Genomic DNA, 26414 nt, shown 5'->3' on the forward strand with positions numbered 1-26414 from the left:
GCCATTTCCGCTCTGAAATCGCCACTTCGGCGACATTGGAGGGGTGCTATGGACAGGCGATGGCTCAGCGCGGCGGCGATCGGACCCCTCCTGCTGGCGGCGGGCGCGGCCCGGGCCGAGACGGTGATCGGGGATGCGGGCACCACCCCCGTGGCCACCGCCACGGCCGCCTCCGGCGCCCCTGACGACCTCCGCATCTCCAGCGTCGGCTCGGTAAAGCCGACCGGGGGAACCGCGGTCACCCTAAACAGTGACCACAAGGTGACCATCGAGGGCGAGGTGGCGATCACCGACGCCAGTGACGCCACGGCTCTGCTGGTCGAGGGCGGCCGGCGGGGGGATGTGGCCCTGTCGGGCGCCATGCGGGTGGATGAGTCCTATACCGCCACCGACGCGGATTCTGATGGAGACCTCGACGGGGCGTTTGCGACCGGCGCCCGCCGCTATGGCGTCCGGACCACAGGCGCCGAGGCCTTTCATGGCTCCATCGTGCAGACCGCAGGCTCCATCACGGTGGAGGGTAATGATTCGGTCGGCATCCTGACCCAGAGCGCCGTGGACGGGTCGATCCGCGCCGGGGGATCGATCTCGGTGCTGGGCGACCGCAGCTACGGCCTTCGGACCGAGGGGACGGTGGGCGGCGATGTGGTCACCCGCGGCGGCGTGACTGTGCAGGGCGCCGAGGCCGTGGGCGTGGCCGTGGACCGCAATGTGGGCGGCGCCCTGATCCTCGGCGGTCCGGTGACCGTCACGGGTTATCGCTACACGACGCGGCCGACCGACGTCAGCAAGCTCGACGCCGACGACCTGCTGCAGGGTGGGCCGGCCGTGCGGGTCCGGGGCAGCGTCCAGGGCGGCGTGCTGGTCGATGCTCCGCCTGCGGACAATGATCCCGCCAACGCTGACGAGGACGGCGACGGCGTGGCCGACGCGTCGGAAACCACCGGCGTGATCACCAGCTACGGCCAGGCTGCGGGCCTCCAGATCGGCGGCGCGGACGCCCTGGTTCTCGGGACGGTCAGCGGCTCGGGCGGCTTTGGTCTGGTGGTCAATGGCACGGTCCAGGGGGTGGGCCTCTATGACGGGGTCCGCGGCCTCGGGATCGAGATTGGCGGCCAGGGGGGCGCGGCCCAGGTGACTGGCGGGATCAAGGTCGGCGGCGTGGTCTCCGCCGATGGGGTCCAGGCCGGCGCGGTGGGTCTTCACCTCCGGTCCGGCGCCAGCGCCCCGGTCCTGGCCAATAGCGGGGTGATCCGAGGGCGCGCGGTGTCCGACACCGCCGTCGATGTCCGCGCCATCCAGATCGACGCCGGCGCCAGCGCCAGCCAGCTGACCAATCACGGCACGATTTCCGCCGCCATCACCGGGGCGAAGGGCTCGGCCACCGCCGTGCTGGATTCCGCCGGAACCCTGAGACTGGTGGAGAACACCGGCCTTATCAGCGCGGCCTTTGCGCCGGCGGCTGGGGCGACCGTGGAGGGCCGCGCCATCGCGCTCGACCTGCGGGCCAACACCTCCGGCGTCACGGTGCGGCAGAGCGCCAACAGCGTGGCGACCGTCGTTCCAACCCTCACGGGCGACGTGCTGTTCGGCTCAGGCCCGGCGCGGATGGAGCTGCTGGCGGGCCAGATGACCGGCGCCCTGGCCTTCGGGACCGGCGCCGATGTCCTGACGATCAATGGCGGGGCCCGCTATACGGGCGCCCTCACCGATGCGGGCGGCGGCCTCGCCGTCACGGTGGGCGATGGCCGTCTGACCACCACCCATACGGGGACGCTTGGCCTGAGCAGCCTGACCCTCGGCTCTGACGCCGAGCTGATCCTCACCGCCGATCCCGCCGCCGGGACCGCCGGCCGCTTCAATGTGGCGGGTCAGGCGGTGGTGGCCCAGGGCGCCCAGATCGGTCTGGCCTTCACCTCCAAGCTCACCGCGCCCACCAGCTTCACCCTGATCCAGGCCGGCGACCTGCAGGTCAGCGGGGCGCTGGACGAAACCCTGCTGGCCACAGGCCCCTGGCTCTATCGCACCAGCCTGCGGGTGGATCGGGCGCAAGGTCAGATCATCGCCGACGTCCGTCGCCGCACGGCCGGGGAGGCGGGGCTGACCACCACCCAGGCGAACGCCTATGAGGCGGTGTTCGAGGCCTTCGATCGGGACGCCACCGTCCGCGACGCCCTGCTGGCCAAGACCGATGCGGCGGGTTTTGGCGGCCTCTACGACCAGTTCCTGCCCGACTATTCCGGCGCCCTCTTCCGGGTGATCGCCCAGGCCCAGGAGGCCACCGCCCGGGGGATCGATGAGACCGAGGGTCTGCTGCCCCGCAGCGGCCGCCGGGCTTGGGTGCAGGAGATCGGCGTCATCCAGCGCCAGGACCTGGACGGGGCGGCCGGCTTCGAGGCTGACGGGTTCGGCCTAGCGGCTGGGCTCGAGGGGGCGGAGACCGGTCTCGGGACCTTCGGCATCCAGACCAGCTTCCTCAATGTGAATGTAGACGAGAACGGCGCAGCGGCCCCCGAGACCCTCAGCGGCTCGACCCTGTCGGCAGGGGTCTATTGGCGGGCCTCGGCGGGAGGCCTGCAGGCCTCGGCCGGCGCCACAGGCGGCTATGCCTGGATGCAGGGCGAGCGGGCGGTGGTGGACCTGAACGGAGGGCTGTCGCGGACGGCGACCTCGGACTGGACCGCCCTCCTGGGGACCGGTCACGTGGCCCTGTCCTGGACCGCGGAGGCCGGTCGCTTCTACGCGCGCCCGATGCTGCGGGCCGACTATGTCTATCTGCGGGAAGACGGCCGTACCGAGAGCGGCGGCGGCGAGGCCATCGACCTCGTCATCGACGAGCGCACGGGTCAGCAGCTGGCGGCCTTTGCCGGGCTGGCCCTGGGCGCCACCTTCGGCGACCCGGAAGGCATGCTCTGGCGGCCCGAAGTCACGGCCGGCTACCGCGCCCTGACCGGAGACGGCGCCGGCGCCACCACCGCCCGCTTCGTCAGCGGCGGCCCGGCGTTCAGCCTGGACGCCCCGGAGCTGGACGACGGAGCCATGGTGGTGCGCCTGGGCGTCCGGGGCCTCAGCCGCCACTTCGACCTGGCGCTCGAGGGTGGCGGCGAACTGCGCGGCGACCACCAGGCCTATGACGCCCGGGTCACCGCCCGCCTGGCCTTCTAGTCAAAGAGATCGCCCGTGGTCGTGCGCTCCGGCGCGGGCGGCCGCGGGCGTTCGCGGGTCAGCAGGAAGAGCGCGGTCTCGGCCCGCCAGTTCTCGATCGGGCGGGCGGGATCGATGTTGCGGGCCGGCTGGTCGGGGCTGACCGCGGCGCAGGCCTCGATCCGCAGTCCAAGCTCGGCGCACAGCGTGGTGAAGTCCCGCAGGGTGCAGAGATGGATGTTCGGCGTCGACCACCAGGGGTCGGGCAGGGCCTTGGTCTCCGGCATGCGCCCCTGGGTCAGCAGGGCCCAGCGCATCCGCCAGTGGCCGAAGTTCGGCACCGAGACCAGAGCCCGATCGGCGATCCGCATCAGCTCGGTCAGCACATGGCGCGGCTCGCGCATCTGCTGCAGGGTCTTGGAGAGGATGGCGTAGTCGAAGGCCTGGGTGGGGAAGTGATCCAGATCCCGGTCGCCGTCCCCCTGCACCGCGGCGATGCCCTTGGCCAGGCAGGCGGCCACGCCGCTGGGGCTGATTTCCAGGCCCTGGCCGTCGACGCCCTTTTCCTGGGTCAGCAGCTCCAGCAGGTCGCCCTCGCCGCAGCCGACATCCAGCACCCGGGTGTTGGGCCGCACCAGGCGCAGGATCTCCTTGAAGTCCTCCCGAAGGGCGGTCACGCCAGACCCCGCCGCGAGGCCTGGGACTCAAAGAAGCCGCGCAGGGCCGAGTGCAGCACCGGCTCCTCCAGGAATATGGCGTCGTGGCCCTTGTCGGTCTCGATCTCGACAAAGCTCGCCCGGCAGCCCGCGGCGTTCAGGGCGCGGACAATGTCGCGGCTCTCGCCGGTGGAATAGAGCCAGTCCGACGAGAAGGAGAGCACGCAGAAGCGCACATCCCGGGCGCGGCGGAAGGCGTTGGCCAGCACGCCGCCATGGCTGGCGGCCAGGTCGAAATAGTCGAGCGCCCGGGTGATGTAGAGATAGGAATTGGCGTCAAACCGGTCGACGAAGGAGGCGCCCTGGTAGCGGAGATAGCTCTCCACCTGGAAGTCAGGCGCATCGAAGCCCCAGGACAGGCCGTCCCGCTGCAGCTCGCGGCCGAACTTCCGCTGCAGGGCGGCTTCGGACAGATAGGTGATGTGCGCGGCCATGCGGGCCACGGCCAGGCCCTTCTCCGGACGCACCCCATGGGCCTCATAGGCCCCGCCGCGCCAGTCGGGGTCGGCCATGATCGCCTGACGGCCGACCTCGTGGAAGGCGATGTTCTGGGCCGAATGCCGGGCCGCGGCGGCGATGCAGACGGCCGAATGCAGCCGGTGCGGATAGTCCGCCGCCCATTGCAGCACCTGCATCCCGCCCATGGATCCGCCAACGGCGGCGAACAGGGTCTCGATCCCGAGCGCGTCGAGCAGCATGGCCTGGGCGCGGACCATGTCGGCGATGGTTATGACCGGGAAGGTCAGGCCAAAGGGCTTGCCTGTCGCCGGATCTATCGAGGAGGGTCCCGTGGACCCCATGCAGCCGCCGACCACATTGGTGCAGATTATGAAGTAGCGGTCCGGATCCAGGGGCAGGCCTGGCCCGATCACCCGGTTCCACCAGCCAGGCTTGCCGGTGATGGGATGCACAGAGGCCGCATGCTGGTCGCCGGTCAGGGCGTGGCAGACGAGCACGGCGTTGGATCGTTCGGCGTTCAGCCGCCCATAGGTCTTGTAGGCGATCTCCAGAGGCGCCAGCGTGGCCCCGGAGTCGAGGCGCAGGGGGGCGTCGGCCGGAAGGCGCAGAGTCCCGCCGTTGGTTTCGATGGCCGGGCTCTCAATGACCGTCTGGCTCATGCCGCCTTGGACCGCCAAGCTCTGCGACTGTCAACCGCTTCGCGTCCGGGCGCGGTCGCGCTATGGGTTCGGCCCTGGGTTATGGAGTGGGAATGCAGCGGCTGATCCTCTTGCGGCACGGCAAGGCCGAGCGCGAGTCAATGAGTGGGGACGACCACGCCCGGCGCCTGACGCCCCGCGGTCGCCGGGACGCCCTGGAGGCGGGCCAGCGACTGGTCGATATGGGCTTTGTCCCCGACCTCGCCCTGGTGTCGGACGCCGCCCGCACGCGGGAGACCTGGGAGTCCCTGCGACCGGTCTGCGAGGCCTGCCAGGTCCGCATCGACCCCAGCCTCTATCATGCGGAGGCCCAGACGGTGCTGGACCGGGTGCGGGAGGCGGCGGACGGGGCCGAAACAGTCCTGGTCATCGGCCACAATCCCGGCCTGCACGAACTGGTCCTGCGTCTGCTCATCGAAGGCGGGGCGTCCGGCGACCTGCTGAATACGGCGCGTTCGCGCTTTCCCACCTCGGCGGCGGCGGTCTTCCTGTTCAACGGTCAGGGTCGCCCCGTCTATGACGGCCTGATGATGCCCCCGCGCGGAGGTCATGATTGACTAGGATCTACAAGATCCTGCCGCGCTCGGCCTGGACGCAGGCGCAGGCGGCCGGGGCGTTCGAAGGCTCGCCCGTCGACCTGGCGGACGGCTACATCCACTTCTCCACCGCCGCCCAGGCGCAGGAGACCGCGCGGCGCCATTTCGCCGGCCAGGCCGATCTGGTGGTGCTGGAGCTCGACGCCGGCGACCTGGGGACGGCCCTCGTCTGGGAGCCCTCCCGGGGCGGGGACCTGTTTCCTCATCTCTATGGCGTGCTCGATCCGGCGCGGGTCAAGGCGACGCATGAAGCGCCTCTGGACGGCGATGGCGTCCCTCGCCTGGAAGGCCTGACATGAGTCTTGTTCACGATCTGGCGGCCGGCGCCCTGCGCGGGCTGGATCCGGAGGACGCCCACGGCCTGACCATCCGCGCCCTGCAGGCCGGACTGGGTCCGCGACCTCGGGGGCCGGGCGACCCGATCCTGGCGATCCGCTTCGCCGGGCTCGACCTGCCCAACTGCGTCGGTTTGGCCGCCGGCTTCGACAAGAACGCCCAGGCTTATGGCCCCATGCTGGCGGCGGGGTTTGGCTTTGTGGAGTGCGGCACGGTCACGCCCCTGCCCCAGGCGGGCAATCCGCGTCCTCGCCTGTTCCGGCTGACCGAAGACCGGGCGGTGATCAACCGGATGGGATTCAACAATGAGGGCCTGGAGGCCTTCGCCGGACGGCTCGCCCGCCGCCATGGCGGGGTGGTGGGCGCCAATATCGGGGCCAACAAGGACTCCGAGGACCGGGTCGGCGACTATGTCACTGGCCTGCGGCGGCTCTGGGGCCTGGCCTCCTATTTCACCATCAACATCTCTTCGCCCAATACGCCGGGCCTGCGGGCGCTCCAGACCAAGGACGCCCTGGAAGATCTGCTCGGCCGCCTCACCGAGGCCCGCGACGCCCTGCCGCCAGAGGGCAAGGTCCCCATGTTCCTGAAGGTGGCCCCAGATCTGGACGCGGCCGAGGTGGAGGCCATCTGCGACGTGGTGGCGGCGGCTGAGCTGGATGCGGTGATCGTGTCCAACACCACCATCTCGCGACCGCCCCTGAAATCGGCCCAGGCCGGCGAGACCGGCGGCCTGTCGGGTGCGCCGCTGATGGACCTGTCCACCCAGACCCTGCGCCTGTTCCATCAGGCCGCCGAGGGGCGCTTCCCCCTGGCCGGAGCCGGCGGGGTCAGCTCCGGCGCCGACGCCTACGCCAAGATCCGCGCTGGCGCCTGCGTGGTGCAGCTCTATTCCGCCCTGGTGTTTTCTGGGCCAGGCCTGGTGGAGCGGATCAAGACCGATCTCGCCGCCCGGCTGCGGGCCGACGGCTTTTCCTCCACCGCCGAGGCGGTGGCCACGGCGTGAGACCGACCGCGCCCGCCGGGGCAGGGGCCAACAGTCGCGTTGCTCAAAGGCCCGGGGTGCATTAACGGACAGGCATGGTGGAGCCCTCCTCGCCACCGCAGCCCTCAGGCTCCCTCAGGCGCGGCTTCCTCTGGCCGGGCGGCCTCTCTGCTCGCCTGCTGATCCTCACCAGCCTGTTCGTCCTCTTCGGCGGCGCCCTGATCGTGCCCCCGACCCTGGCGGCGTTCGAGGAGCAGTGGCTGCTGGACCGGGTGCGGGCCGCCGAGCTGGCCTCCCTCGCCACCGAAGTCGCCCCCGATGTGGTGGTCAGCGAGCAGCTGTCCTCCGACCTGCTGGAGGTGGCCGGGGTGGAGTGGGTGGCCATTCAGAGCAATGGCGTGCGCCGTCTGGTTCTGCGGGGCAACAATCTGAACCGCACCCCCTATCTGGTGGACCTGCGCGACCAGGCCGTCGCCTCCTGGCTGGCTGCGCCCTTCCAGACCCTGTTCGGGGGCGAGGGCCGCATGGTCCGCGTGGTGGCCGAGCCGCGCTTCCGCGACGCCGAGTTCATCGAGATCGTCGCCCCGGACGCCGAGCTGCGCCAGGAGCTGACCGCCTATCTCTGGCGGCTGATCGCGGTGACCGCCTTCGTCTCGGCCATGGCCGGCGGGCTGGTCTATCTGTCGCTGAACCTGTTCCTGGTGCGGCCCATGCAGCGCATCACCCGGGGCATGGAGCTGTTCCGCGCCGATCCCGACGACCCCCGGGCGAGCGTCAAGCTGTCTGGCCGCCGGGACGAGATCGGCCGGGCCGAGGTGGAGCTGGCCCTGATGCAGGGGGACCTGCGCGCAGCGCTGAACGCCAGGGCCCGGTTGGCCGCCCTCGGCGAGGCGGTGGCCAAGATCAATCACGACCTGCGCAACATGCTGACCAGCGCCCAGATCGCCTCGGAGCGGCTGGCGGCCTCGGCCGACCCCGATGTCAGCCGCGCCCTGCCCAGGCTCGAGCGGGCCCTGGACCGGGCGGTGAAGCTGGCCTCCCACGTCCTGACCTATGGCAAGACCCAGGAGCCCGCCCCCGAGGCGCGGCCGGTGGCGGTGGCCGAGGCCGTGGACATGGCCGCCGAGGAGGCCCGCCTGAGCGAGGACGGCGTGCGCCTGGTCTCCACCCTCTCCTTGGCCGACCAGATCCTGGCCGATCCCGACCAGCTGCACCGGATCCTGGTCAATCTGATGCGCAACGCCCGGGAGGCGATCGAGCAGCAGCCGGACCGCGCCCAAGGCGTCATCACCGTCAGCCTGGATCAGGCGGACGGCGAAAGCCGCCTTCGCCTGGCCGACGATGGTCCCGGCGTGCCGGCCCGGGTGCGCGAGCACCTCTTCCTGCCGTTCAGCGGCTCTGGGCGGGCCGATGGGGCGGGTCTTGGCCTGGCCATCGCCCGGGAGCTGGCCCAGGGCCACGGTGGCGACCTGACCCTGGCCTCGACCGGTCCTGAGGGCTCGGTGTTCGAGGTGCGCCTGCCCGGCGTTCCCGCCGCCATCGCCCCGGCGCCGGCGCTCAAGCGCCCGCGCAAGGCCTCGGCGGCCAAGCGGAGCTAGAGCCCTTTCCAATCTGATTGCCTGTCAGATTGGATAAAAACGGCTCTAAATCATTAAGTTAGAGCATTTTTGATCCGATAACCGCGTCACACTTATCGGAAAATGCTCTAGAAGCCCCGGGCGACGCCCTCGCGACGCGGATCAGCGCCGCCCTCGAGGCCGCCTGGTGTGACCATCACCCCGTGCAGGCCCGAGCCCTCGCCGCCGACGGAGGTGAAGGTCACCCCGCGGGCGGTCAGGCCCTCGATGACCTCCGGGGCGAACTTGTCGCCCTCGGCGGCGTAGGAGGTCCCCCGGGCGATCAGGTTGGGCAGGGCGAGCGCCTCCTGCACCGGCAGCTTCCAGTCCAGCATGCCCACCAGGGCCTTCAGATTATAGGCCAGGATCGAGGTCCCGCCGGGCGAGCCCACGGCGCCCAGGAGCTTGCCCTCGGAGTCCAGGATGATGGCCGGGGCCATGGAGGAGCGGGGCCGCTTGCCGCCGGCGATGGCGTTGGCCGCCGGCGTCCCGTCGGTGTTGACCGGCGCAAAGGCGAAGTCGGTCAATTGGTTGTTGAGGAAGAAGCCGCCGACCATCCGGCCCGAGCCAAAAATGCTCTCCACCGTGGTGGTCATGGAGACCGCATCCCCATTGGCGTCCACCACCACGAAGTGGGAGGTGCCGGACACTTCCCGGGTGGTGTCGGGCGCACGCACGCCAGCGCCCCTGGGCGTTCCCGGTTGCGGCGCTGGCCCGGCCATGGGGCCGATCAAGGCGGCGCGGTCAGCCAGGTAGGCCTTGTCCAGCAGGCCCTCCGTGGGGACCTCCACAAAGTCCGGATCGCCCATATAGCGGTCGCGGTCGGCATACATCAGCCGGCTGGCCTGGGTGAACAGGTACCAGCCTTCCGCGGCGTTGGGATGGTTGGCGATGGCGGTGTTTTCCAGGATGCCGAGGCCTTCCAGCACGGCGGGGCCGCCGGACGGGGCGGGCGGGGTGCAGACCACATAGATGCGGTAGGGCCGGCACAGGGCTTCCGACTTCTTCGGCTCATAGCGCGCCAGGTCCTCCAGGGTCATGACCCCTGGCAGGTCGCCCTCGGTGACCTTGGCGACGATGGCCTGGGCGATCTCGCCCTCCAGTAGGGCGTCGGGGCCCTCGGCGGCGATCTTGCGCACGGTGGCGGCGTAGGCGGGGTTCCGCAGCCGGTCGCCGGCCTGATAGCGGGTCCCGTCGGGCTTGGTGAAATAGGCCGTGGCGTCGGGAGACTTCGCCTGGGGGGCGCGGCCGACGATCATCTCGGCCAGGCGCGGGCTGACGATGAAGCCCTCATCGGCGAGGCGCTCGGCGGCGCCGAACAACTGGCGCCATTCCAGGTTTCCGTGCTCGGCTTGGGCCATGTGCAGCATGGCCACAGCCCCCGGCGCGCCGGTGGATCGGCCGCTGAGCAGCACCTGGAAGAAGGGCAGGGGCTTACCCTCGGCGTTCAGGAACATGTCGGGCGTGGCCGCCGCCGGCGCGGTTTCGCGGCCGTTATAGGCGCTGACGGTCCCGGTTTCGGCGTCGTAATGGACGAGGAAGGCGCCGCCGCCGAGGCCCGAACTCTGCGGCTCCACCAGGCCAAGCACCGCCTGCACCGCGACCGCGGCGTCCACCGCCGAACCGCCGGCCCGCAACACCTCCAGCCCCGCCTCCACCGCAAGCGGATTGGCCGCCGACACCATCACCTGGCCCTGGGCGGCGCTGGCCTGGGGCGGGGACGGGCCTTCGGTGGCTTGAGACAGGGGCGCACAGGCCGTGGCCAGGAGCAGCAGGGCCGGGACCAGGGGGCGGGCGAGGCGGGCGAGGGGACGCGAACGGGAGGAGGACACAGCGCTCCGGGGACTGGCTTGGATCATGGCGGCACCTTAGCGGGGATGGCGTGGACAACAACCGTCGGGCTGTGCCACCCAGCCAGAAGGGAGATCCTGCCGCCATGACGTCATCCGCCGCCCCGCCGCCGATCAACCGTCTGGGGATCGCCCGTCCCGGTCCGCGCAACCTGATCACCGATGTGCCAGGGCTGAAGGTGGGCCAGGCCCATGACGCCGCCGCGCGCACTGGCGCCACCGTCATCCTGCCCGACGCCCGCGCTGTGGCCGCCTGCGACGTCCGGGGCGGCGGCCCCGGCACCCGGGAGACCGATGCGCTGGACGCCCACAATCTGGTCGAGGCCATCGATGCGGTGGTGCTCTCAGGGGGCTCGGTCTATGGCCTGGCCGCGCCGGACGGGGTCTGCGCCTGGCTGGGGGCCCAGGGGCGGGGCTATGGCCTCACCGCCAACCCCGCCGTGCCGCCCTCGCCCGTGGTGCCGGCCGCCATCCTGTTCGACCTCGCCAATGGCGGCGACAAGGCCTGGGGTGAAGATCCCCCCTATCGCGCCCTGGGGCGAGAGGCGGTCCTCGCCGCGGCCCTCGACTTCGACCTGGGCACCGCCGGGGCGGGCTATGGCGCCATGGCTGGCCAGCTGAAAGGCGGGACGGGCTCGGCCTCGGCGGTCACCGCCGACGGCTTCACCGTGGGGGCGGTGGTGGCGGTCAACAGTTTCGGCGCCGTCACCGCGCCTGGCGGCCGCACCTTCTGGGCCGCGCCCTTCGAGATGGGGGACGAGTTCGGCGGACTCGGCGCGGCCGGCCTGGTCGGCGCCGGCGACGACTGGGGCCTGGCCAAGGCCGACCCCCAGGCCCGGACCAACACCACCATCGCCTGCGTGGCCACAGACGCCGTCCTGACACCCGCCCAGGCCCGTCGGGTGGCTGTCATGGCCCAGGACGGCCTGGCCCGCGCCATCCGCCCCATCCACGCGCCTTTCGACGGCGATGTGGTCTTCGCTATGTCCACCGCCCAGCGGCCCCTGGGGGAGCGGCCGGACTTCCAGATCGCCCGCCTGGGCGCCCTGGCCGCCGACGTCCTGGCCCGCGCCGTGGCCCGCGGCGTCCACGCCGCTGCGCCCTGGCCCGACGCCCCGGTGCGCTGCTGGCGGGACCTGGCCTAGGGCCCCCGATGGGGGCCGGATCAGGGAAATCGCTTTTCCCCCATTCGCCGGCTTGAACTTTCCCAAAAGGCCGACTAGGTTCCGCGCCCTTGCCGTAAGGCACTGCGCGCCCGTAGCTCAGCTGGATAGAGCATCAGACTACGAATCTGAGGGTCGGACGTTCGAATCGTTCCGGGCGCGCCAATTTTCCCAACAAAATCAAGTAGTACCGGGCGGGCGCGAGATCGCCCCCAACCTAAGAGCTCAATTAGGTTGGGGTTTAGGTTGGGGTTTGAGCTGAAACAGCAGGAGAACACCGCCGTTCCCACGCTGTCATTGGCGGCTATCCGCTGCAGTTCGACCTTCTTGCAGCCCGGTTGGCCCTTACAAAGGGGACTCAGCAAACGGCAAACGAGCGCCAATTTTTCCAGGTGCCAACAGGCGTTTCGGGGTCTGGCGACCTCTGCAAGTCCGCCGTTCGGGCTGCCAATCCAGCCGGCGCACCAGCCGATCGAGCGTTTAGCCGCGGGTGAGCCGCGAGCACCCGGGGACAGGGCCAGCGGAGACTAAGGCGGCGGCGCGCGTTATCCGAGGATGTGCAACGATTATCGCTACACCAAGTCGCCGGACACCCTGCGGGAAGAGTTCAGCCAGCTGAAGATCCCCCTGCGTTTCTCGGGCGACGCCACGCCCAACTACCCGCCCTACGACGACATCCGGCCGAACCAAAGGGCGCCGATCATCCGCGGCGGCTCTGAAGGGGTGGAGCTTTCCGTCACGCCCTGGGCTTGGAAATCCCCGAACGGCAAGCCGGTGTTCAACTTTCGGTCCGAGGGGCGCAGCTTCGCCAAGAGCGACCGCTGCCTGATCCCTTCGGACGGCTTCTACGAGTTCACCAAGCCTGACGATCCCAAGCGGCGACTGAAGGACAAGCACCGCTTCACCCTCACCGGCGAGCCTTGGTTCTGGATTGCGGGACTGGTGAAGGAAGGCTCCTTCGCCATGCTGACCACCGCTCCTGGACCAGACATCGCGCCCTATCATGACAGGCAGATCGTCGTGCTGCCGCGCGGCCAGGGCCTGGACTGGCTCAACCTCTCCAAGCCTGAGGCGGAGATCCTCCGGCCGCTGCCCGAGGGCAGTTTGGACCACCAACAGGTGCGGTGAAGGTCGCGCTTGGCGGGGGATGCGAGGAGGGTGATTTGCGGAGGCCGCCTGGGCTGCTAGAAGTCGCGGACTCGGGAGTTTGCCGCCTCAGTGTCCAACCGCCGTAAGCCTCGGCTGCGATCGTTCCTCGCCATGTGCTGCCTGGCGTTGATGGCGGTGCTGACTCACCAGGGCGCCGTAGCGAGCGTCGATAAGGTCCAGCATGCGCTGGGCGTCGAGCACGCGCCGAACGCCTTGGCCGGGGCGGTGTCCTTTGACCACGATCATGATCACGACGCCGACCAGCATGGTGACGACCACGCCGCGGCCGACGCCGACCATGGCCGGCCGGACAGCAGCGATCAGGGCCCCGACGATGGAGTCCGCAATCACCACCACGCCGGCGAAGCCTCCCAGTTCGCCGCGCTTGAGGGCGAGCGTCTACCGGCGCTGATCCTGGCGACCGGGGCCGCCCTGGATCTGCCACTCGCCGACGGACCTGAGTCCTGGCTGAGCGCCCGGCTCGAACGACCTCCAAAGCCGCTCTCGATCTGAACGCCTGACCGCGCGGGGCTCCGCCACGCGCGTCGTTTCACCGTGCTTCGAGAGACCTCATGCCCATTTTTCGTCCGAGTTGCGCCTTTGCGCGGCTCCTCGCCGCGCCGGTTCTGGCGGCGCTGTCGCTCGCCTTCGGGCCGGGCGCCGCACTGGCCCAGGCACCGGCGCCATCCCTGACGCTCACCGATGCGGTGACCCGCGCGCTGGGCGCCGATCCTTCGGCTGCGGCCGCCGATGCGAGGGTGGAAGCCGCGCGGGCTGCGACCCGTCAGGCGGGGCTGCGGCCCAACCCGTCTGTGGGCTTGGAGTTGGAGAACTTCGCAGGCTCGGGCGCCTATTCGATCCTCGACCGGACCGAAGCCACGGTGAGCTACCAGCAGACCTTCGAGCGCGGCGGCAAACGCGGCGCCCGCACCGCGGTCGCGGCCGCGGAGATCGAACTGGTGCATCGCCGTCAGGAGGTTCGGAGGCTGGACCTCATAAAGGAGGTGCAGGTCGCCTACGCCGAGGCGCTCGCCGCTGAGGCCGACGTGCTGATCGCAGAGGCCCGGCTGATCGCCGCCCACCGCTCCCAGGCCGACATCGCCCGGCGGGTCCGCAGCGCCCGGGACCCGCTGTTCGCGGGGGCCCGCGCCGAGACCCTTACGGCCCAGGCCGAGATCGCCCGGGACCAGGCGCGCGACACGGCGCGCAACGCGCGGGCCGCGCTCGCCGCCTTCTGGGGCGGCGGCCCCGACTTCAACCTCGATCTTGAGACCTTCTTCTTCCGCACGGCGCCGGCCACCAATGCTGCTCCGGCGGAGACCGCCGACCTAGCGCTGTTGGCCGCCACCCGCGACGCGGCGCTCGCGCGAGTGGACCTGGAGCGCGCCCGTCAGGTCGCCGACCCCACCCTGCGGGCCGGCGTCCGCTACTTCGGACAGGGCTCGGATGTCGCCCTAGTGGTTGGCGGGACTATCCCGCTGCAGCGCTACGACACCAACAAGGCCGGCGTGGAGCGGGCCCTGGCCGAGCGCAACGCGGCTGAGGCCGACATCGCCGCGGCCCGGGTTCTGCAGGCCCGCGAAGTGGCGCGGCTGCGGGCCAAGCTCGCCGCCTCGGCAGCCGAGTCGGAGCGGATCCGCGCCGAGGTGATCCCGTCGGCGATCAAGACCGTCGAGCTGGTGCGGGAGGGCTTCAACCGAGGCGGATTCCAGTACATCGACGTCACCGAGGCCGAACGGGCCCTGGCCGACGCCCGCGCGCGGCGGGTGGCGGTCTTGAGACAGCACCACACCGACCAGGCCGCCCTCGACCGGCTCACCGGCCGCTTCGCCCATCTCGCATCCACGCCTTCCGCGGAGCCCCGCTGATGCTGTCCCGCTCTTCCTGGCGCGCCGCGCCGCTTGTCCTGGCCCTTGTCGCGGGCCTTCTCACCGCCTGCGGGGAGCGCAACGCGCCCGAGGCGGAAGCCGGCCATGCGGCCGCCGGCGCCGATTTTGAGCGCGGTCCGCATCGCGGCCGCATGCTCCGCGCCGGCGACTTCGCCGTCGAAATGACCATCTTCGAAGAAGGCGTGCCGCCGGAGTTCCACGTCTACGCATATCGCAAAGACAAGCCGCTCGATCCGCGGCAGGTGCAGCTCACCGTCGAACTCACCCGGCTTGGCGGAAAGGTGGACCGCTTCAGCTTTGCGCCCCAGCAGGACTACCTGCGCGGCGCCGGCGTCGTAACTGAGCCGCACTCCTTCGACGTGAAGGTGCGCGCCGTCGAGGGCGGCCGCACCCACCAGTGGGCCTACGCATCGTATGAGGGCCGCACTACGATCAACGCCGAGGCCGCCCAGGCGGGTGGCGTGAAGACCGAGCGGGCGGGCGGCGCCATCGTCGGCGAGCTGCTCGATCTCTCGGGCCGGGTCGAGGTGACGCCGGAAGGCCAGGGCGAGGTGCGCGCCTGGTATCCCGGGCGGATCATGGCCATGACGGGTAGCCTCGGACAACAGGTCCGCCGCGGCCAGCTGCTCGCCCGTGTGGAGTCCAGCAACAGCCTGCAGACCTATTCCATCCCCGCCCCGATCAGCGGGGTGATCGTCAAGAAGAACGCCAACGTCGGCGACGTGGCCTACGACCAGCCCCTCTATGTGATCGCCGACCCCACCAAGCTGCACGCCGAGTTCTTCATCTATCCCCGCGACGCCGAGCGCATCCGCGCCGGCCAGCGGGTGGAGCTTCGCAGCCTCTCGGGCGACGGGCGGGCCACGAGCCGCATTGAGACGGTACTGCCGACGGCGGACATGGCCAGCCAGACCCTGATCGCCCATGTGGAGATTCCGCCGAGCCTCGCCGGCAGCTTCCGGCCCGGCATGGGGGTGGAAGGCTCGGCGCAGGTCGCCGCCAAGTCCGTGCCCCTGGCGGTCCGCACCAAGGCCCTCCAGCGCTTCCGCGACTTCACCGTGGTTTTCGCCAAGGTCGGCAACACCTACGAGGTGCGGATGCTGGAGCTCGGCGCGCAGACGCCCGAGTGGACCGAGGTGCTGGGCGGGCTGGAGCCCGGAACCGAGTACGTCACCGATGGCGCCTTCCTGATCCGGGCCGACATCGAGAAGTCGGGGGCCAGCCATGACCACTGACGCAGGCGCGCAGCGCCCGCCGCTCCTCGAGCGGATCATCGCGCTCGCCATCCATTACCGCTGGGCGGTGCTGGCGCTTGCGCTGCTCAGCGTCGCCATCGGCGTCTGGAGCTTCCAGCGCCTGCCGATCGACGCCACCCCCGACATCACCAACGTCCAGGTGCAGATCAACACCGAGGCGCCGGGCTTCTCGCCCCTGGAGGCCGAGCAGCGGATCACCTTCCCGGTGGAGACCGCCATCGCGGGGCTTCCCGGCCTCGAATACACGCGCTCGGTCTCACGCTACGGTCTGAGCCAGGTGACTGTGGTCTTCAAAGACGGGACGGACATCTACTTCGCCCGCCAGCTGGTGAACGAGCGCCTGCAGGGCGCGCGCAGCCAGCTGCCCCCCGGCCTCACGCCGGAGATGGGACCCATCGCCACGGGGCTCGGCGAGATCTTCATGTACACGGTGGAGGCCAAGCCAGGTGCGCGGCGGCCGGACGGGCAAGCCTATACCCCGGAGGACCTGCGCACCCTGCAGGACTGGGTGATCCGGCCGCAGCTGCGCAACACGCCCGGGGTCACCGAAGTCAACACCATCGGCGGCTTCGAGCGGCAATACCACGTCACCCCTTTGCCCGAGCGACTCTCGGCCTACGGCCTGACCTTGAGCGACGTGGTCTCCGCGCTGGAACGCAACAACGCGAACGTCGGCGCGGGCTACGTGGAGCGCTTCGGCGAACAGTACCTGGTGCGCGTCCCGGGGCAGGCCAGCGGCCTTGAGGACCTCGGCGGCGTCATCGTCGCCAACCGCGGCGGGGCGCCGATCCGGGTGGCGGATGTTGCGGATCTCGGGATGGGCGAGGAGCTGCGCACGGGCGCGGCCACCGAGAACGGCCAGGAGGTGGTGCTGGGCACCGTCTTCATGCTCGTTGGCGAGAACAGCCGCACGGTGGCCCGAGCGGCGGCCGAGCGGTTGGGGGAGGCGGCCAAGGCCCTACCGCCCGGCGTGATCGCCGAGCCGATCTACGACCGCACCGATCTCGTGGAGCGGACCATCCACACGGTGGCGACCAACCTCCTGGAGGGCGCGCTGCTGGTCATCGTCGTGCTCTTCCTGCTGCTCGGAAATATCCGCGCCGCCCTGATCACCGCGGCGATCATCCCGCTCTCGATGCTGCTGACCATCACCGGCATGGTGCAGGGCCGGGTCTCCGGCAATCTGATGAGCCTGGGCGCCCTCGACTTCGGCCTGATCGTCGACGGCGCGGTGATCATCGTGGAGAATTGTCTGCGGCGTTTCGGCGAGGCCCAGCACCGGCTCGGCCGGCTGCTGACCCGCGACGAGCGGTTCGCGCTCACCGCCCAGGCGACCGGGGAGGTGATCCGACCCTCGCTGTTCGGCGTGCTGATCATCACCCTGGTCTATGTGCCGATCTTCGCCCTCACCGGGGTCGAGGGGAAGATGTTCCACCCCATGGCCATCACCGTGGTGATGGCGCTAACGGCGGCGCTGATCCTGTCGCTGACTTTCGTGCCTGCCGCGGTGGCGCTCTTCGTCACCGGCAAGGTGGAAGAGGGGGACAGCCGGGTGATGCGTGGCGCACGGAGGCTCTACGCCCCGGCGCTGGACACCGCCCTGCGCCTGCGCACCGCCTTCGTTGTCGGCGCGGCCGCGCTGGTGCTGCTGGCCGGCTTCGCCGCCAGTCGCATGGGCTCGGAGTTCGTGCCGAACCTCGACGAGGGCGACATCGCCATGCACGCCCTTCGCATCCCCGGCACCAGTCTCAGCCAAGCCATTCGAATGCAGACGGCGCTGGAGGCCCGGATCAAGAGCCTGCCGGAGGTCGAACGCGTGGTCGCCAAGATGGGCACCGCCGAGGTGGCGACCGACCCCATGCCGCCGTCCGTCGCCGACACCTTCATCATGCTGAAGGACCGCAAGGACTGGCCCAACCCGCGCAAGCCGCGCGCCCAGTTGCTCGCCGAGTTGCAGGCGACGGTGGCACAGATCCCGGGCAACAACTACGAGTTCACCCAGCCGATCCAGATGCGCTTCAATGAGCTGCTGTCGGGCGTCCGCGCCGACGTGGCGGTGAAGGTGTTCGGCGACGACCTCGATCAGTTGTTGGCCATCGGCCAGCAACTGGAGACCGTCGTCTCCGGCGTCGAAGGCGCCCAGGACGTCGGCGTCGAGCAGGTCACTGGCCTGCCGGTGCTGCAGATCACGCCGGATCGGGCCGCGCTCGCGCGGTTGGGGCTCAATGTGCAGGACGTCCAGGAGGTAGTCGCCACCTCTCTCGGCGGCACCGTGGCCGGCCAGGTCTTCGAGGGTGACCGGCGCTTCGACGTGGTGGTCCGCTTGCCGGAGGCCATTCGCACGAACGTCGACGAGATCGGGCGGCTGCGGATACCGCTGGCCTCCGGCGGAGAGGGAACACGCGGGTTCGTGCCGCTGGCCGACGTGGCCAAGGTGGCGGTCGAGATCGGGCCTAACCAGATCAGTCGCGAGAACGGCAAGCGCCGCGTGGTGGTCACCGCCAACGTCCGCGGCCGCGACCTCGGCTCCTTCATCACCGAGGTGCAGGAGAAGGTCGGCGCCGAGGTGGAGATCCCCAGCGGCTACTGGGTGACCTACGGCGGCACCTTCGAGCAACTGATCTCGGCGTCCAAGCGTCTGCAGTTGGTCGTGCCCGTGACCCTGCTGCTGATCTTCGGCCTGCTCTACGCTCTGTTTCGGTCGTTCAAGGACGCCGCAATCGTCTTCTCGGGCGTCCCGCTGGCGCTGACGGGCGGCGTGGCGGCCCTGCTGCTTCGCGGCCTGCCGCTGTCGATCTCGGCGGGCGTCGGCTTTATCGCGCTCTCGGGCGTAGCAGTGCTGAATGGGGTGGTGATGTTGAGCTTCATCCGCAGCCTGCGCGCCGAAGGACAGGGCCTCGACGAGGCCATCCGCGAGGGCGCGCTCACCCGTCTGCGCCCGGTGTTGATGACCGCCCTGGTGGCCAGCCTCGGCTTCGTGCCCATGGCCTTCAACGTGGGCGCCGGCGCGGAGGTGCAGCGACCGCTGGCCACCGTGGTGATTGGCGGCATCCTGTCGTCGACTTTGCTGACGCTGCTGGTGCTGCCGGCGCTCTATCGGCTGGTGCACGGTCGAGCCCGGCACGCGGACTTCGCCGAGGAGGCTCCGGCATGACCCAGGTAGCGTCGATGATCTCTGCGCCGAGGCGCGCGCCATGCTGAGCGTGCTCCAGGACCGCACCTACCGGCACCTGTTCCTGGCGCAGGTGATCGCACTGGTGGGCACGGGGCTGGCGACCGTGGCGCTCGGCCTGCTCGCCTACGACATGGCCGGCGCCGACGCTGGCGCGGTGCTGGGAACAGCACTGGCGATCAAGATGGTCGCCTATATCGGGGTGGGGCCGATCGCCAACGCCTTCGCGGACCGGCTGCCGCGCCGCGCCTTCCTGGTCTCCATGGACCTCGTGCGGGCGGGCGTGGCCTTGATGCTGCCGTTTGTGACGGAGATCTGGCAGGTCTACCTGCTGATCTTCCTGCTGCAGTCGACCTCGGCCGCCTTCACGCCGGCCTTCCAGGCCGCCATCCCCGACATCCTGCCCGACGAGGGGCGCTACACCCGGGCCCTCTCCCTCTCGCGCCTCGCCTACGACTTGGAAAGTGTGGTTAGCCCGATGCTGGCGGCCGCGCTGCTCAGCGTCATCAGCTTCCACTGGCTGTTCGGCGGCACCGTGCTGGGCTTCCTCACGTCCGCCGCCCTGGTGGTCTCCGTCGCCGTCCCGCAGCCGAAGCGACAGCCACAGGCCGGCGGGATCTATGCCCGGACCACCCGCGGTTCGCGCATCTACCTGAAGACGCCGCGCTTGCGCGGCCTACTGGCTCTGAACCTCGCCGCCGCGGCGGGCGGGGCGATGGTCATCGTCAACACCGTGGTCTACGTCCGCTCGCTGCTCGGCCGCTCGGAGAACGATGTGGCCCTGACGCTCGCCGCCTTCGGCGCGGGCTCGATGCTCGCCGCGCTCGCCTTGCCGCGGCTGCTCGAGCGCCTGGACGACCGCAAGGTGATGGTGGCCGCCGCGCTGCTGCTGGCGGCCACCTTGCTGGCCACGGCGGTGGCGACCGTTGCGCCGGGCGTGGACCGCTGGGCTGCGCTGCTGATCCTATGGCCGATCATGGGCGTCGGCTATTCCGCCGTGCTGACGCCCTCGGGTCGGCTGTTGCGGCGCTCAGCGAGCCCGGAGGACCGTAGCGCCGTCTTCGCAGCCCAGTTCGCGCTGTCGCACGCCTGCTGGCTCGTCACCTACCTGGTGGCCGGCGCGGTGGGAGCTCGCATCGGCCTAGGGTGGACCTCTGTGGCGCTCGCGATTTTGGCGGCGGTCGGCGTGCTTGGCGCGCTGGCCTTCTGGCCCGCCAAGGACCCGGACGTGGTGGTCCATCGGCACGACGACCTTCCAGCGACCCACCCGCATCTCCTCGAGGGCGAAGCCGCGGGCCGTGAGCGCGAGCATGCCCATGACTTCGTCATCGACGACCTTCACCGCCAATGGCCTTCGGCAGGGATCTAGACCCATGAGAGCAAGCCATCTCCCACGACCCTGGCTAGCCAGGCCCGGCGTGCGCCTGGCGGTCGGCGCAGCGATCTTCAGCCTCATCGCCAGCGCCGCCTGGGCGCATGGCGTCGCCGAGGGGGACAAGGGCTACATTCAAGAAAGCTCAGGCGTGCTGTTCGCGCCCTTCGTCTATCTCGGCGCCAAGCACATGGTGACCGGCTACGACCACCTGCTGTTCCTGGCCGGGGTGATCTTCTTCCTCTACCGCCTGAAGGACATCAGCCTCTATGTGACGATGTTCGCCTTGGGCCACTCGGTGACCCTGCTGGCGGGCGTGCTCGGCGGGATCAGCGTCAACGCCTACCTGATCGACGCGATCATCGGCCTGTCGGTAGTGTACAAGGCGCTCGACAACCTCGGGGCTTTCCAGCGCTGGTTCGGGGTGCAGCCGAACGCCAAGGCGGCCACGCTCGTCTTCGGCCTGTTCCACGGCTTTGGCCTGGCCACCAAGCTGCAGGACTTCGAGCTCGCCCGCGACGGGCTGATCCCGAACCTGCTGGCCTTCAACATCGGCGTCGAGCTCGGCCAGATCCTGGCGCTGAGCCTGATCCTCATCGCCATGGGCTTCTGGCGGCGCACGTCGAGCTTCTGGAAGCACGCCTACGCCGCCAACGTCGCGCTGATGTCGGCGGGCTTCGTCCTCACCGGCTACCAGCTGGTCGGCTTCTTCGTCGCCTGAGGGGAGTTCCTCATGTCCAACATCCACAAGCCCGATCCGACCGAACTGCCGAGCACCCGGCGACTGCTGCGTTCCACCGCCATCGCGGCAGCGGTGGCCGCGGGGCTGCTGGTCACCGTGGTCCTGCCCGCTGAATACGCCATCGACCCCACGGGAGTAGGTCGGCTGATCGGCCTGACTCAGATGGGCGAGGTTAAGGTCGCCTTGGCTGCCGAAGCGAAGGCCGAAGTCGCGGCGCCGTCGGCTGCCCCGCAAGTGGCGGTCGCGGCCGCGCCGGCGGCCCCGCGGCCGGCTCCAGCTACGGCGGCGCCGGCCGTGGCCGCCGGCAAGGTGGAGGAGGTCGCCATCACCCTAGCGCCCAACCAGGCTGCCGAATTCAAGGCGGAGATGCGCAAAGGCACCACCATCGACTTCCGCTGGAGCACCGACGGCCCGAAGCTGAACTTCGACACCCACGGGGACGGGCCGGGCATCAAGTACCATGGCTACGCCAAGGGTTCGGAGGCCGTCTCCGAAGGCCAGCTGACCGCCGCCTTCGACGGCGCGCACGGCTGGTTCTGGCGCAACCGCGCCGGCAAGCCGGTGACGCTCACCCTCCGCGTCTCAGGCGACTTCGCGCGGTTGAAGCGGGTGGTCTGAAGGTTTCCTCGCGTAGTCACTTAGGACGACCTAGACTAACGACGTGGCTCCAGGAGAGCCTCGCTGGACCGTCTTCTTCGATGCTGCTCTTCGCCTCTGCCGTGGTGCTCCTGCTCCTGGTGCTCAACGGTCTCTTCGCGATGTCCGAACTAGCGGTGGTGTCATCCCGCCGCGCCAAACTGCAGAGCCGAGCCGACCGGGGGGACAAGGGGGCAGCCGCTGCTCTGAAGCTGTCTGAGAATCCGACCCGGTTCCTCGCCGCCGTACAGGTTGGAATCACGCTCATCGGCATTCTGGCGGGTGCGTTCGGCCAGGCGACGATTGCGGCGGAACTTGATGCCATGCTCGAGCGCGTGCCCGCGCTGCAACAATACTCTGAAGGCTTGGCGACTGGCGTTGTCGTGGTGGCCCTGACTTACTTCTCGCTCGTGGTGGGCGAACTGGTGCCTAAGCGGTTCGCCCTGGCCTTCCCGGAAACCATCGCCGCATTGGTCTCGCGGCCGCTCACGGTCATGGCGCGCGGGCTGAGCCCATTTGTGACGCTCCTGACCTTCTCGACGGCTGGGGTACTGAAGTTGCTCGGCGTCAAGGACCAGCAGGGCGAAGAGATCACCCACGAGGAAGTGGAGACGGTGCTGGCGGAAGGCACAAGCGCAGGTCTTATCGAACCGGCCGAACAGGCAATGATCGGCGAGGTCATGCGGCTTGGTGATCGCCCAGTCCGCGTCGCCATGACGCCACGCCGCGACGTCCATTGGATATCGCTCTCTGATCCACTCGAGCAGCAGACAGCCGACATCCGCGCCTGTCCTTACTCCCGCATCGTCGTCGCGCGCGGCAGCGATGTGGATGAACCGGTAGGCGTTGTCCACAAGAAGGATGTGCTCGACGCCATGCTCGATGGCCAGCGTCTGGATCTGCCGGCGCTCATGGTCACCCCGGTGTTCATCTCTGAGACGACCTCAGTGCTGAAAGCCTTCGAACTCTTAAAGCAATCCCCGCTTCACATGGCGCTCGTCGTTGACGAATTCGGCGCTATGGAGGGGGTGGTCACGGCCACGGATTTGCTTGAGATGATCGCTGGTGACTTCGACGAGGCGCATGATCAGGACACTTCAAGCGCCATCCTGCAGCGGGAGGATGGCTCGTTCCTGATCGACGGTCGCGCGGACATCGAAGACGTCGCCCGTCACCTGAAAGCCGACTTTGATGAGACCGGTCACTTCCACACCGCAGCCGGCCTTGTCTTGCACGAGGCCGGGCGCCTCCCGGAAGAGGGCGAAGTCTTCCACATCGCGGGCTACGAGGTTGAGGTGGTCGACATGGACGACCGTCGGATCGACAAGCTGTTATTCCGGCGGCGCAACGCTTCTGAGCGATCGTTTCACCGCGTGGACTAGTGGGCCGAGCGGTCTGAACAGACGGCGTCTTCCCAAGGCCAACTCCACGCGCTATTCCGGGCCATCGGGCTTCTGCGGATCGCCCGGTCAGACGGGTGCGCCCGTCCAAGATCCGCTCCTTCAGGGTCCGCCGTGTGCGGGCTCCCGGGAGCGCATGCCTTGGACGCTGAAACGTCGCCTTTCCAAACGATTCCCTCATCGACACCCGACCCGCTCGGCGCCGCAGCGGCCAGGAGTCCAACGCCCGCGTGGCGCCCTGCAAACCTCTGAAGGAGAGACCAATGATCGATCCGGATCGCCGCACGCTGCTGGCCGCCGCCGCCGGCCTTGCGACCGCCGCGCCTGCGCTCGCGGCCCCCGAAGCAACTGGAGGGCCGCCCGCTGCAGCGGCCTTCACCCCCAAGCCGCTGCCCTTTGATCCGGCAAAGGTGCCGGGTCTGTCGGAGAAGCTGATCCGTAGCCACTACGACAACAACTACACCGGCGCGGTAAAGCGGCTCGCGGCGATTAAGGCGGATTTTGCGAAGCTCGACATGGCCACGGCTCCCACCTTTCTGCTGAATGGTCTGAAGCGCGAAGAACTCCTCGCTTGGAACTCCATGGTCCTGCACGAAGTGCATTTCGAGGGGTTCGGCGAACGCGACGCGCCTTCGGCCCAGTTGGCGCGCGCTATCGAGCGGGATTTCGGAACCCATGACCGCTGGGCGGCGGAGTTCTCCGCCATGGGCAAGGCGCTCGGCGGCGGGTCGGGCTGGGTGCTGCTCACCTGGAGCGAACGGGACCAGCGGCTGGTCAATCAGTGGGGCTCCGACCACACCCAGACGCTGGCCGACGGGCGGCCGCTGTTGGCGCTCGATATGTACGAGCATGCCTATCACATGGACTACGGCGCCAAGGCCGCGGCCTACGTCGACGCCTACATGAAGGTGTTTGCCTGGAAGGGGGCAAATACGCGTTTCGCACGGGCCACGGCGGCATGATCGCTGCGAACGAAGTCGCCTCCCCGGCCGCCGGCCACGGCGTCTCCTTCGGCGAGGCCATGAAGGTGTGGGGGCGCGTCGCCGCCCTCAGCTTCGGCGGTCCCGCGGGCCAGATTGCCATGATGCATCGCATCTTGGTGGAGGAGAAACGCTGGCTGGGCGAGCGGCGATTCCTGCATGCTCTGAACTACTGCATGTTGCTGCCGGGGCCTGAGGCGCAGCAACTCGCCATCTACATTGGCTGGCTCATGCACGGCACGGCCGGCGGCCTGCTGGCTGGCGTGCTATTCGTCCTGCCCGGCTTCCTCGCCATCATGGGCCTCAGCATCCTTTACGCCATGCTGGGCGGCGTCGGCATGGTGTCGGCCCTGTTCTTCGGTCTGAAGGCCGCCGTCTTGGCCATCGTGCTGCAGGCCGTGGTCAGGGTCGGAAAGCGCTCGCTGAAGAATCCGGTGATGGTCGGCATCGCCGCGGCCGCCTTCGTGGCCATCTTCGCCTTCGACGTGCCGTTCCCGTTGATCATTCTGGCCGCGGCGCTGATCGGCTTCGTCGGCGGGCGGGCCGGCGCCCCGGCCTTCCTCGTGGGCGGCGGCCATGGCGCTGCGAGCGGCAAGGAGGTGCTCGACGTCGACAGCCTGCTGGGCGAGGGCACGCCCGCTCATGCGCGGCCGAACCTCGCCTGGTCTGTGAAGATCTGCGGGGCGCTCGCCGTGCTGTGGGCGGCGCCGGTCCTCGGCCTTGGCCTCATGCTGGGCTGGGGCGATGTCTTCTCGGAGATCGCCGTCTTCTTCTCGAAGATGGCCGTAGTCACCTTCGGCGGCGCCTACGCTGTGCTGGCCTACGTCGCCCAGGAGGCGGTCGAGACCTACGGCTGGCTGCGCCCCGGCGAAATGCTGGATGGCCTCGGCATGGCTGAGACCACGCCGGGACCGCTGATTATCGTCACCCAGTTCGTCGGTTTCATGGGGGCGTATCGCGGAGCCGAGGGCCTGTCGCCGTTGCTGGCGGGGGTTCTCGGCGGGGTGCTCACCACCTGGGTCACCTTCACCCCCTGCTTCCTCTGGATTTTCCTAGGCGCCCCATTCGTCGAAGCCCTGCGCGGAGCCAGAGCGCTCAACGCCGCCCTGGCGGCCATCACGGCGGCAGTGGTGGGGGTTATCCTCAACCTGGCCATCTGGTTCGGACTGCACGTGCTTTTCAGCGAAGTGCGGGAGTTGGCGGGCTGGGGGCTTCGGCTCGATGTGCCCGTCCTGTGGACGATGAATTGGGCTTCGCTCGTCCTCACGCTGGCCGCAGCGCTCGCTATCTTCCGCTTCAAGGTGGGCGTGATCCCGGTGCTGCTCGGCTGTGCCGTCGTCGGCATCGCCCTACACATCATGGGCCTGCGGGCGGTCTGAACGGCATCGGCTAAAGCTAAACGAAGCGAGCGAGATGCGACTGGGGGACAGCTTCAGGTTGATTTAACCGAGGTGCTGCTACATCCATTGCGAAGCAAAAGAGGGCTTTGAGGAAGCGATTCTCATGCGCGTTGAGTCCTTCGTGTGCGCTTATGCCTAGCGATGCCGTACCTGGGCTAAGCCCCCGTCAGATCGAATGCTTGCGCCTCGCTGCGGCCGGGAAGACTTCGGTAGAGATTGCGGCAACGCTTGGCTTGTCGTCACGAACAGTCGACCAGTATGTCGGGGAGGCCTGCGAACGCCTGAAGGTTCGAAATAGAACACAGGCCGTCGCGAAGGCAGCGGAGCTAGGGCTTCTCTCCGATCATCCGTAAATCTACGGGCCGCAATTCTGCGGAATTGACCCGGCAAACGGTTGTCGGGAATCAATCAGTAGTGGTGTCAGTCTCGTAGCTTACGAAGTCTTGGAACTTCAAGCCAACTGCATCCGATCAATCGGTCTAGTTAGGGGGGCAAACCTTAGCTAGGAGGTCGGTCCTTTGGCCAACCGCTCCGACTACGCACGGCGGGCCGAGCCCCGTTCGTTTCGCCCTATTGCCGATCGCGAGGATCGGTTGATCGCCTCTCGGCTCATCACAGAGCGTCAGCTTGAGTGCTTGGCCTGGGTCCAACAGGGAAAGAGCGCCACCGATATCGGCAGCATTCTTGGCCTGTCGGGGCGAACTGTCGAGAAGCACATCATCAAGGTCTGCGGCCATCTCGGCGTGAAGACCCGCATCCAAGCCGTCGTTCGCGCCCGCGAACTGGGCCTGATCGCCGCAAGCGCACCGTAAGCCTACCCCCTCCGAGTGGGTAGGCTTGCGCCTCGCGATTAGG

22 protein-coding genes and 1 tRNA gene are annotated in these 26414 nt (G+C 69.2%); 20 read left to right on the forward strand and 3 right to left on the reverse strand.

Annotation, left to right across the window (positions count from 1 at the left end; translation table 11 throughout):
- Nucleotides 1–48: 48 nt before the first annotated feature.
- On the forward strand, nt 49–3165 hold the full coding sequence (locus tag Q8N19_RS02175) for an autotransporter outer membrane beta-barrel domain-containing protein (RefSeq protein ID WP_305587994.1): 3117 nt from the start codon (nt 49–51) through the stop codon (nt 3163–3165).
- On the opposite strand, the gene metW is transcribed toward Q8N19_RS02175, so the two are convergent.
- Nucleotides 3162–3821, reverse strand: coding sequence for a methionine biosynthesis protein MetW (gene metW / locus Q8N19_RS02180; RefSeq protein WP_305587995.1), 660 nt, complete (start codon nt 3819–3821; stop codon nt 3162–3164). The two genes, Q8N19_RS02175 and metW, sit on opposite strands and share 4 nt — an antisense overlap.
- The gene (locus Q8N19_RS02185; RefSeq protein WP_305587996.1) at nt 3818–4978 is read right to left on the reverse strand and encodes a homoserine O-acetyltransferase; all 1161 of its coding nucleotides are present in this window, start codon (nt 4976–4978) and stop codon (nt 3818–3820) included. The genes metW and Q8N19_RS02185 overlap by 4 nt, the downstream gene beginning before the upstream one ends.
- A 92-nt stretch (nt 4979–5070) precedes the next feature.
- Here Q8N19_RS02185 and Q8N19_RS02190 point away from each other — a divergent pair, with 92 nt between their 5' ends.
- From Q8N19_RS02190 to Q8N19_RS02205, 4 genes are all read left to right on the forward strand, one after another.
- Nucleotides 5071–5574 (forward strand): histidine phosphatase family protein, encoded by a 504-nt coding sequence (locus Q8N19_RS02190; protein ID WP_305587997.1) that lies wholly within the window; start codon nt 5071–5073, stop codon nt 5572–5574.
- On the forward strand, nt 5571–5912 hold the full coding sequence (locus tag Q8N19_RS02195; protein ID WP_305587998.1) for a DUF952 domain-containing protein: 342 nt from the start codon (nt 5571–5573) through the stop codon (nt 5910–5912). Before Q8N19_RS02190 ends, Q8N19_RS02195 begins: the two co-directional genes overlap by 4 nt.
- The gene (locus Q8N19_RS02200) at nt 5909–6955 is read left to right on the forward strand and encodes a quinone-dependent dihydroorotate dehydrogenase (protein ID WP_305587999.1); all 1047 of its coding nucleotides are present in this window, start codon (nt 5909–5911) and stop codon (nt 6953–6955) included. Before Q8N19_RS02195 ends, Q8N19_RS02200 begins: the two co-directional genes overlap by 4 nt.
- Nucleotides 6956–7029: 74 nt before the next feature.
- Entirely contained in the window at nt 7030–8532 is a 1503-nt protein-coding gene (locus tag Q8N19_RS02205) for a HAMP domain-containing sensor histidine kinase (protein WP_305588000.1), read from the forward strand.
- 107 nt (nt 8533–8639) lie between these two features.
- On the opposite strand, the gene ggt is transcribed toward Q8N19_RS02205, so the two are convergent.
- Nucleotides 8640–10409 (reverse strand): gamma-glutamyltransferase, encoded by a 1770-nt coding sequence (gene ggt / locus Q8N19_RS02210; RefSeq protein WP_305588001.1) that lies wholly within the window; start codon nt 10407–10409, stop codon nt 8640–8642.
- A gap of 77 nt (nt 10410–10486) precedes the next feature.
- Between ggt and Q8N19_RS02215 the strand changes: the two genes are divergently transcribed.
- The 15 genes from Q8N19_RS02215 (at nt 10487) to Q8N19_RS02285 (ending at nt 26371) form a co-directional block, all read left to right on the forward strand.
- Nucleotides 10487–11545, forward strand: coding sequence for a P1 family peptidase (locus Q8N19_RS02215; protein WP_305588002.1), 1059 nt, complete (start codon nt 10487–10489; stop codon nt 11543–11545).
- A gap of 106 nt (nt 11546–11651) precedes the next feature.
- A tRNA-Arg gene (locus Q8N19_RS02220) sits at nt 11652–11728 on the forward strand.
- A 390-nt stretch (nt 11729–12118) separates the two neighbouring features.
- On the forward strand, nt 12119–12691 hold the full coding sequence (locus Q8N19_RS02225) for an SOS response-associated peptidase (protein ID WP_305588003.1): 573 nt from the start codon (nt 12119–12121) through the stop codon (nt 12689–12691).
- Nucleotides 12692–12781: 90 nt separating this feature from the next.
- A complete protein-coding gene (locus Q8N19_RS02230; protein ID WP_305588004.1) occupies nt 12782–13225 on the forward strand; it encodes a hypothetical protein in 444 nt (147 codons plus the stop codon).
- A 59-nt stretch (nt 13226–13284) separates the two neighbouring features.
- Complete coding sequence (locus Q8N19_RS02235; protein WP_305588005.1) at nt 13285–14580, forward strand: TolC family protein; 1296 nt, start codon at nt 13285–13287, stop codon at nt 14578–14580.
- The gene (locus Q8N19_RS02240; RefSeq protein WP_305588006.1) at nt 14580–15836 is read left to right on the forward strand and encodes an efflux RND transporter periplasmic adaptor subunit; all 1257 of its coding nucleotides are present in this window, start codon (nt 14580–14582) and stop codon (nt 15834–15836) included. Before Q8N19_RS02235 ends, Q8N19_RS02240 begins: the two co-directional genes overlap by 1 nt.
- Nucleotides 15826–19011 carry an efflux RND transporter permease subunit gene (locus Q8N19_RS02245; RefSeq protein ID WP_305588007.1) on the forward strand — a complete coding sequence of 1062 codons (3186 nt, stop codon included), beginning with the start codon at nt 15826–15828 and terminating at the stop codon, nt 19009–19011. Before Q8N19_RS02240 ends, Q8N19_RS02245 begins: the two co-directional genes overlap by 11 nt.
- Nucleotides 19012–19051: 40 nt before the next feature.
- Nucleotides 19052–20398, forward strand: coding sequence for an MFS transporter (locus tag Q8N19_RS02250; RefSeq protein ID WP_305588008.1), 1347 nt, complete (start codon nt 19052–19054; stop codon nt 20396–20398).
- Nucleotides 20399–20402: 4 nt separating this feature from the next.
- Entirely contained in the window at nt 20403–21122 is a 720-nt protein-coding gene (locus tag Q8N19_RS02255) for a HupE/UreJ family protein (protein WP_371133770.1), read from the forward strand.
- Between the two features lie 12 nt (nt 21123–21134).
- On the forward strand, nt 21135–21761 hold the full coding sequence (locus Q8N19_RS02260; RefSeq protein ID WP_305588009.1) for a transmembrane anchor protein: 627 nt from the start codon (nt 21135–21137) through the stop codon (nt 21759–21761).
- Between the two features lie 80 nt (nt 21762–21841).
- Nucleotides 21842–23161, forward strand: a complete 1320-nt coding sequence (locus tag Q8N19_RS02265; RefSeq protein WP_305588010.1) for a hemolysin family protein — start codon at nt 21842–21844, stop codon at nt 23159–23161.
- A 281-nt stretch (nt 23162–23442) separates the two neighbouring features.
- Nucleotides 23443–24141 carry a superoxide dismutase gene (locus tag Q8N19_RS02270; RefSeq protein WP_305588011.1) on the forward strand — a complete coding sequence of 233 codons (699 nt, stop codon included), beginning with the start codon at nt 23443–23445 and terminating at the stop codon, nt 24139–24141.
- On the forward strand, nt 24138–25538 hold the full coding sequence (chrA, locus tag Q8N19_RS02275; RefSeq protein WP_305588012.1) for a chromate efflux transporter: 1401 nt from the start codon (nt 24138–24140) through the stop codon (nt 25536–25538). Before Q8N19_RS02270 ends, chrA begins: the two co-directional genes overlap by 4 nt.
- A gap of 152 nt (nt 25539–25690) precedes the next feature.
- On the forward strand, nt 25691–25912 hold the full coding sequence (locus Q8N19_RS02280) for a helix-turn-helix transcriptional regulator (protein WP_305588013.1): 222 nt from the start codon (nt 25691–25693) through the stop codon (nt 25910–25912).
- Nucleotides 25913–26077: 165 nt separating this feature from the next.
- Nucleotides 26078–26371 (forward strand): helix-turn-helix transcriptional regulator, encoded by a 294-nt coding sequence (locus Q8N19_RS02285; RefSeq protein WP_305588014.1) that lies wholly within the window; start codon nt 26078–26080, stop codon nt 26369–26371.
- Nucleotides 26372–26414: the final 43 nt, after the last annotated feature.

This window comes from Phenylobacterium sp. (genome assembly GCF_030693405.1).
In the GTDB taxonomy this organism is placed as follows: domain Bacteria; phylum Pseudomonadota; class Alphaproteobacteria; order Caulobacterales; family Caulobacteraceae; genus Phenylobacterium.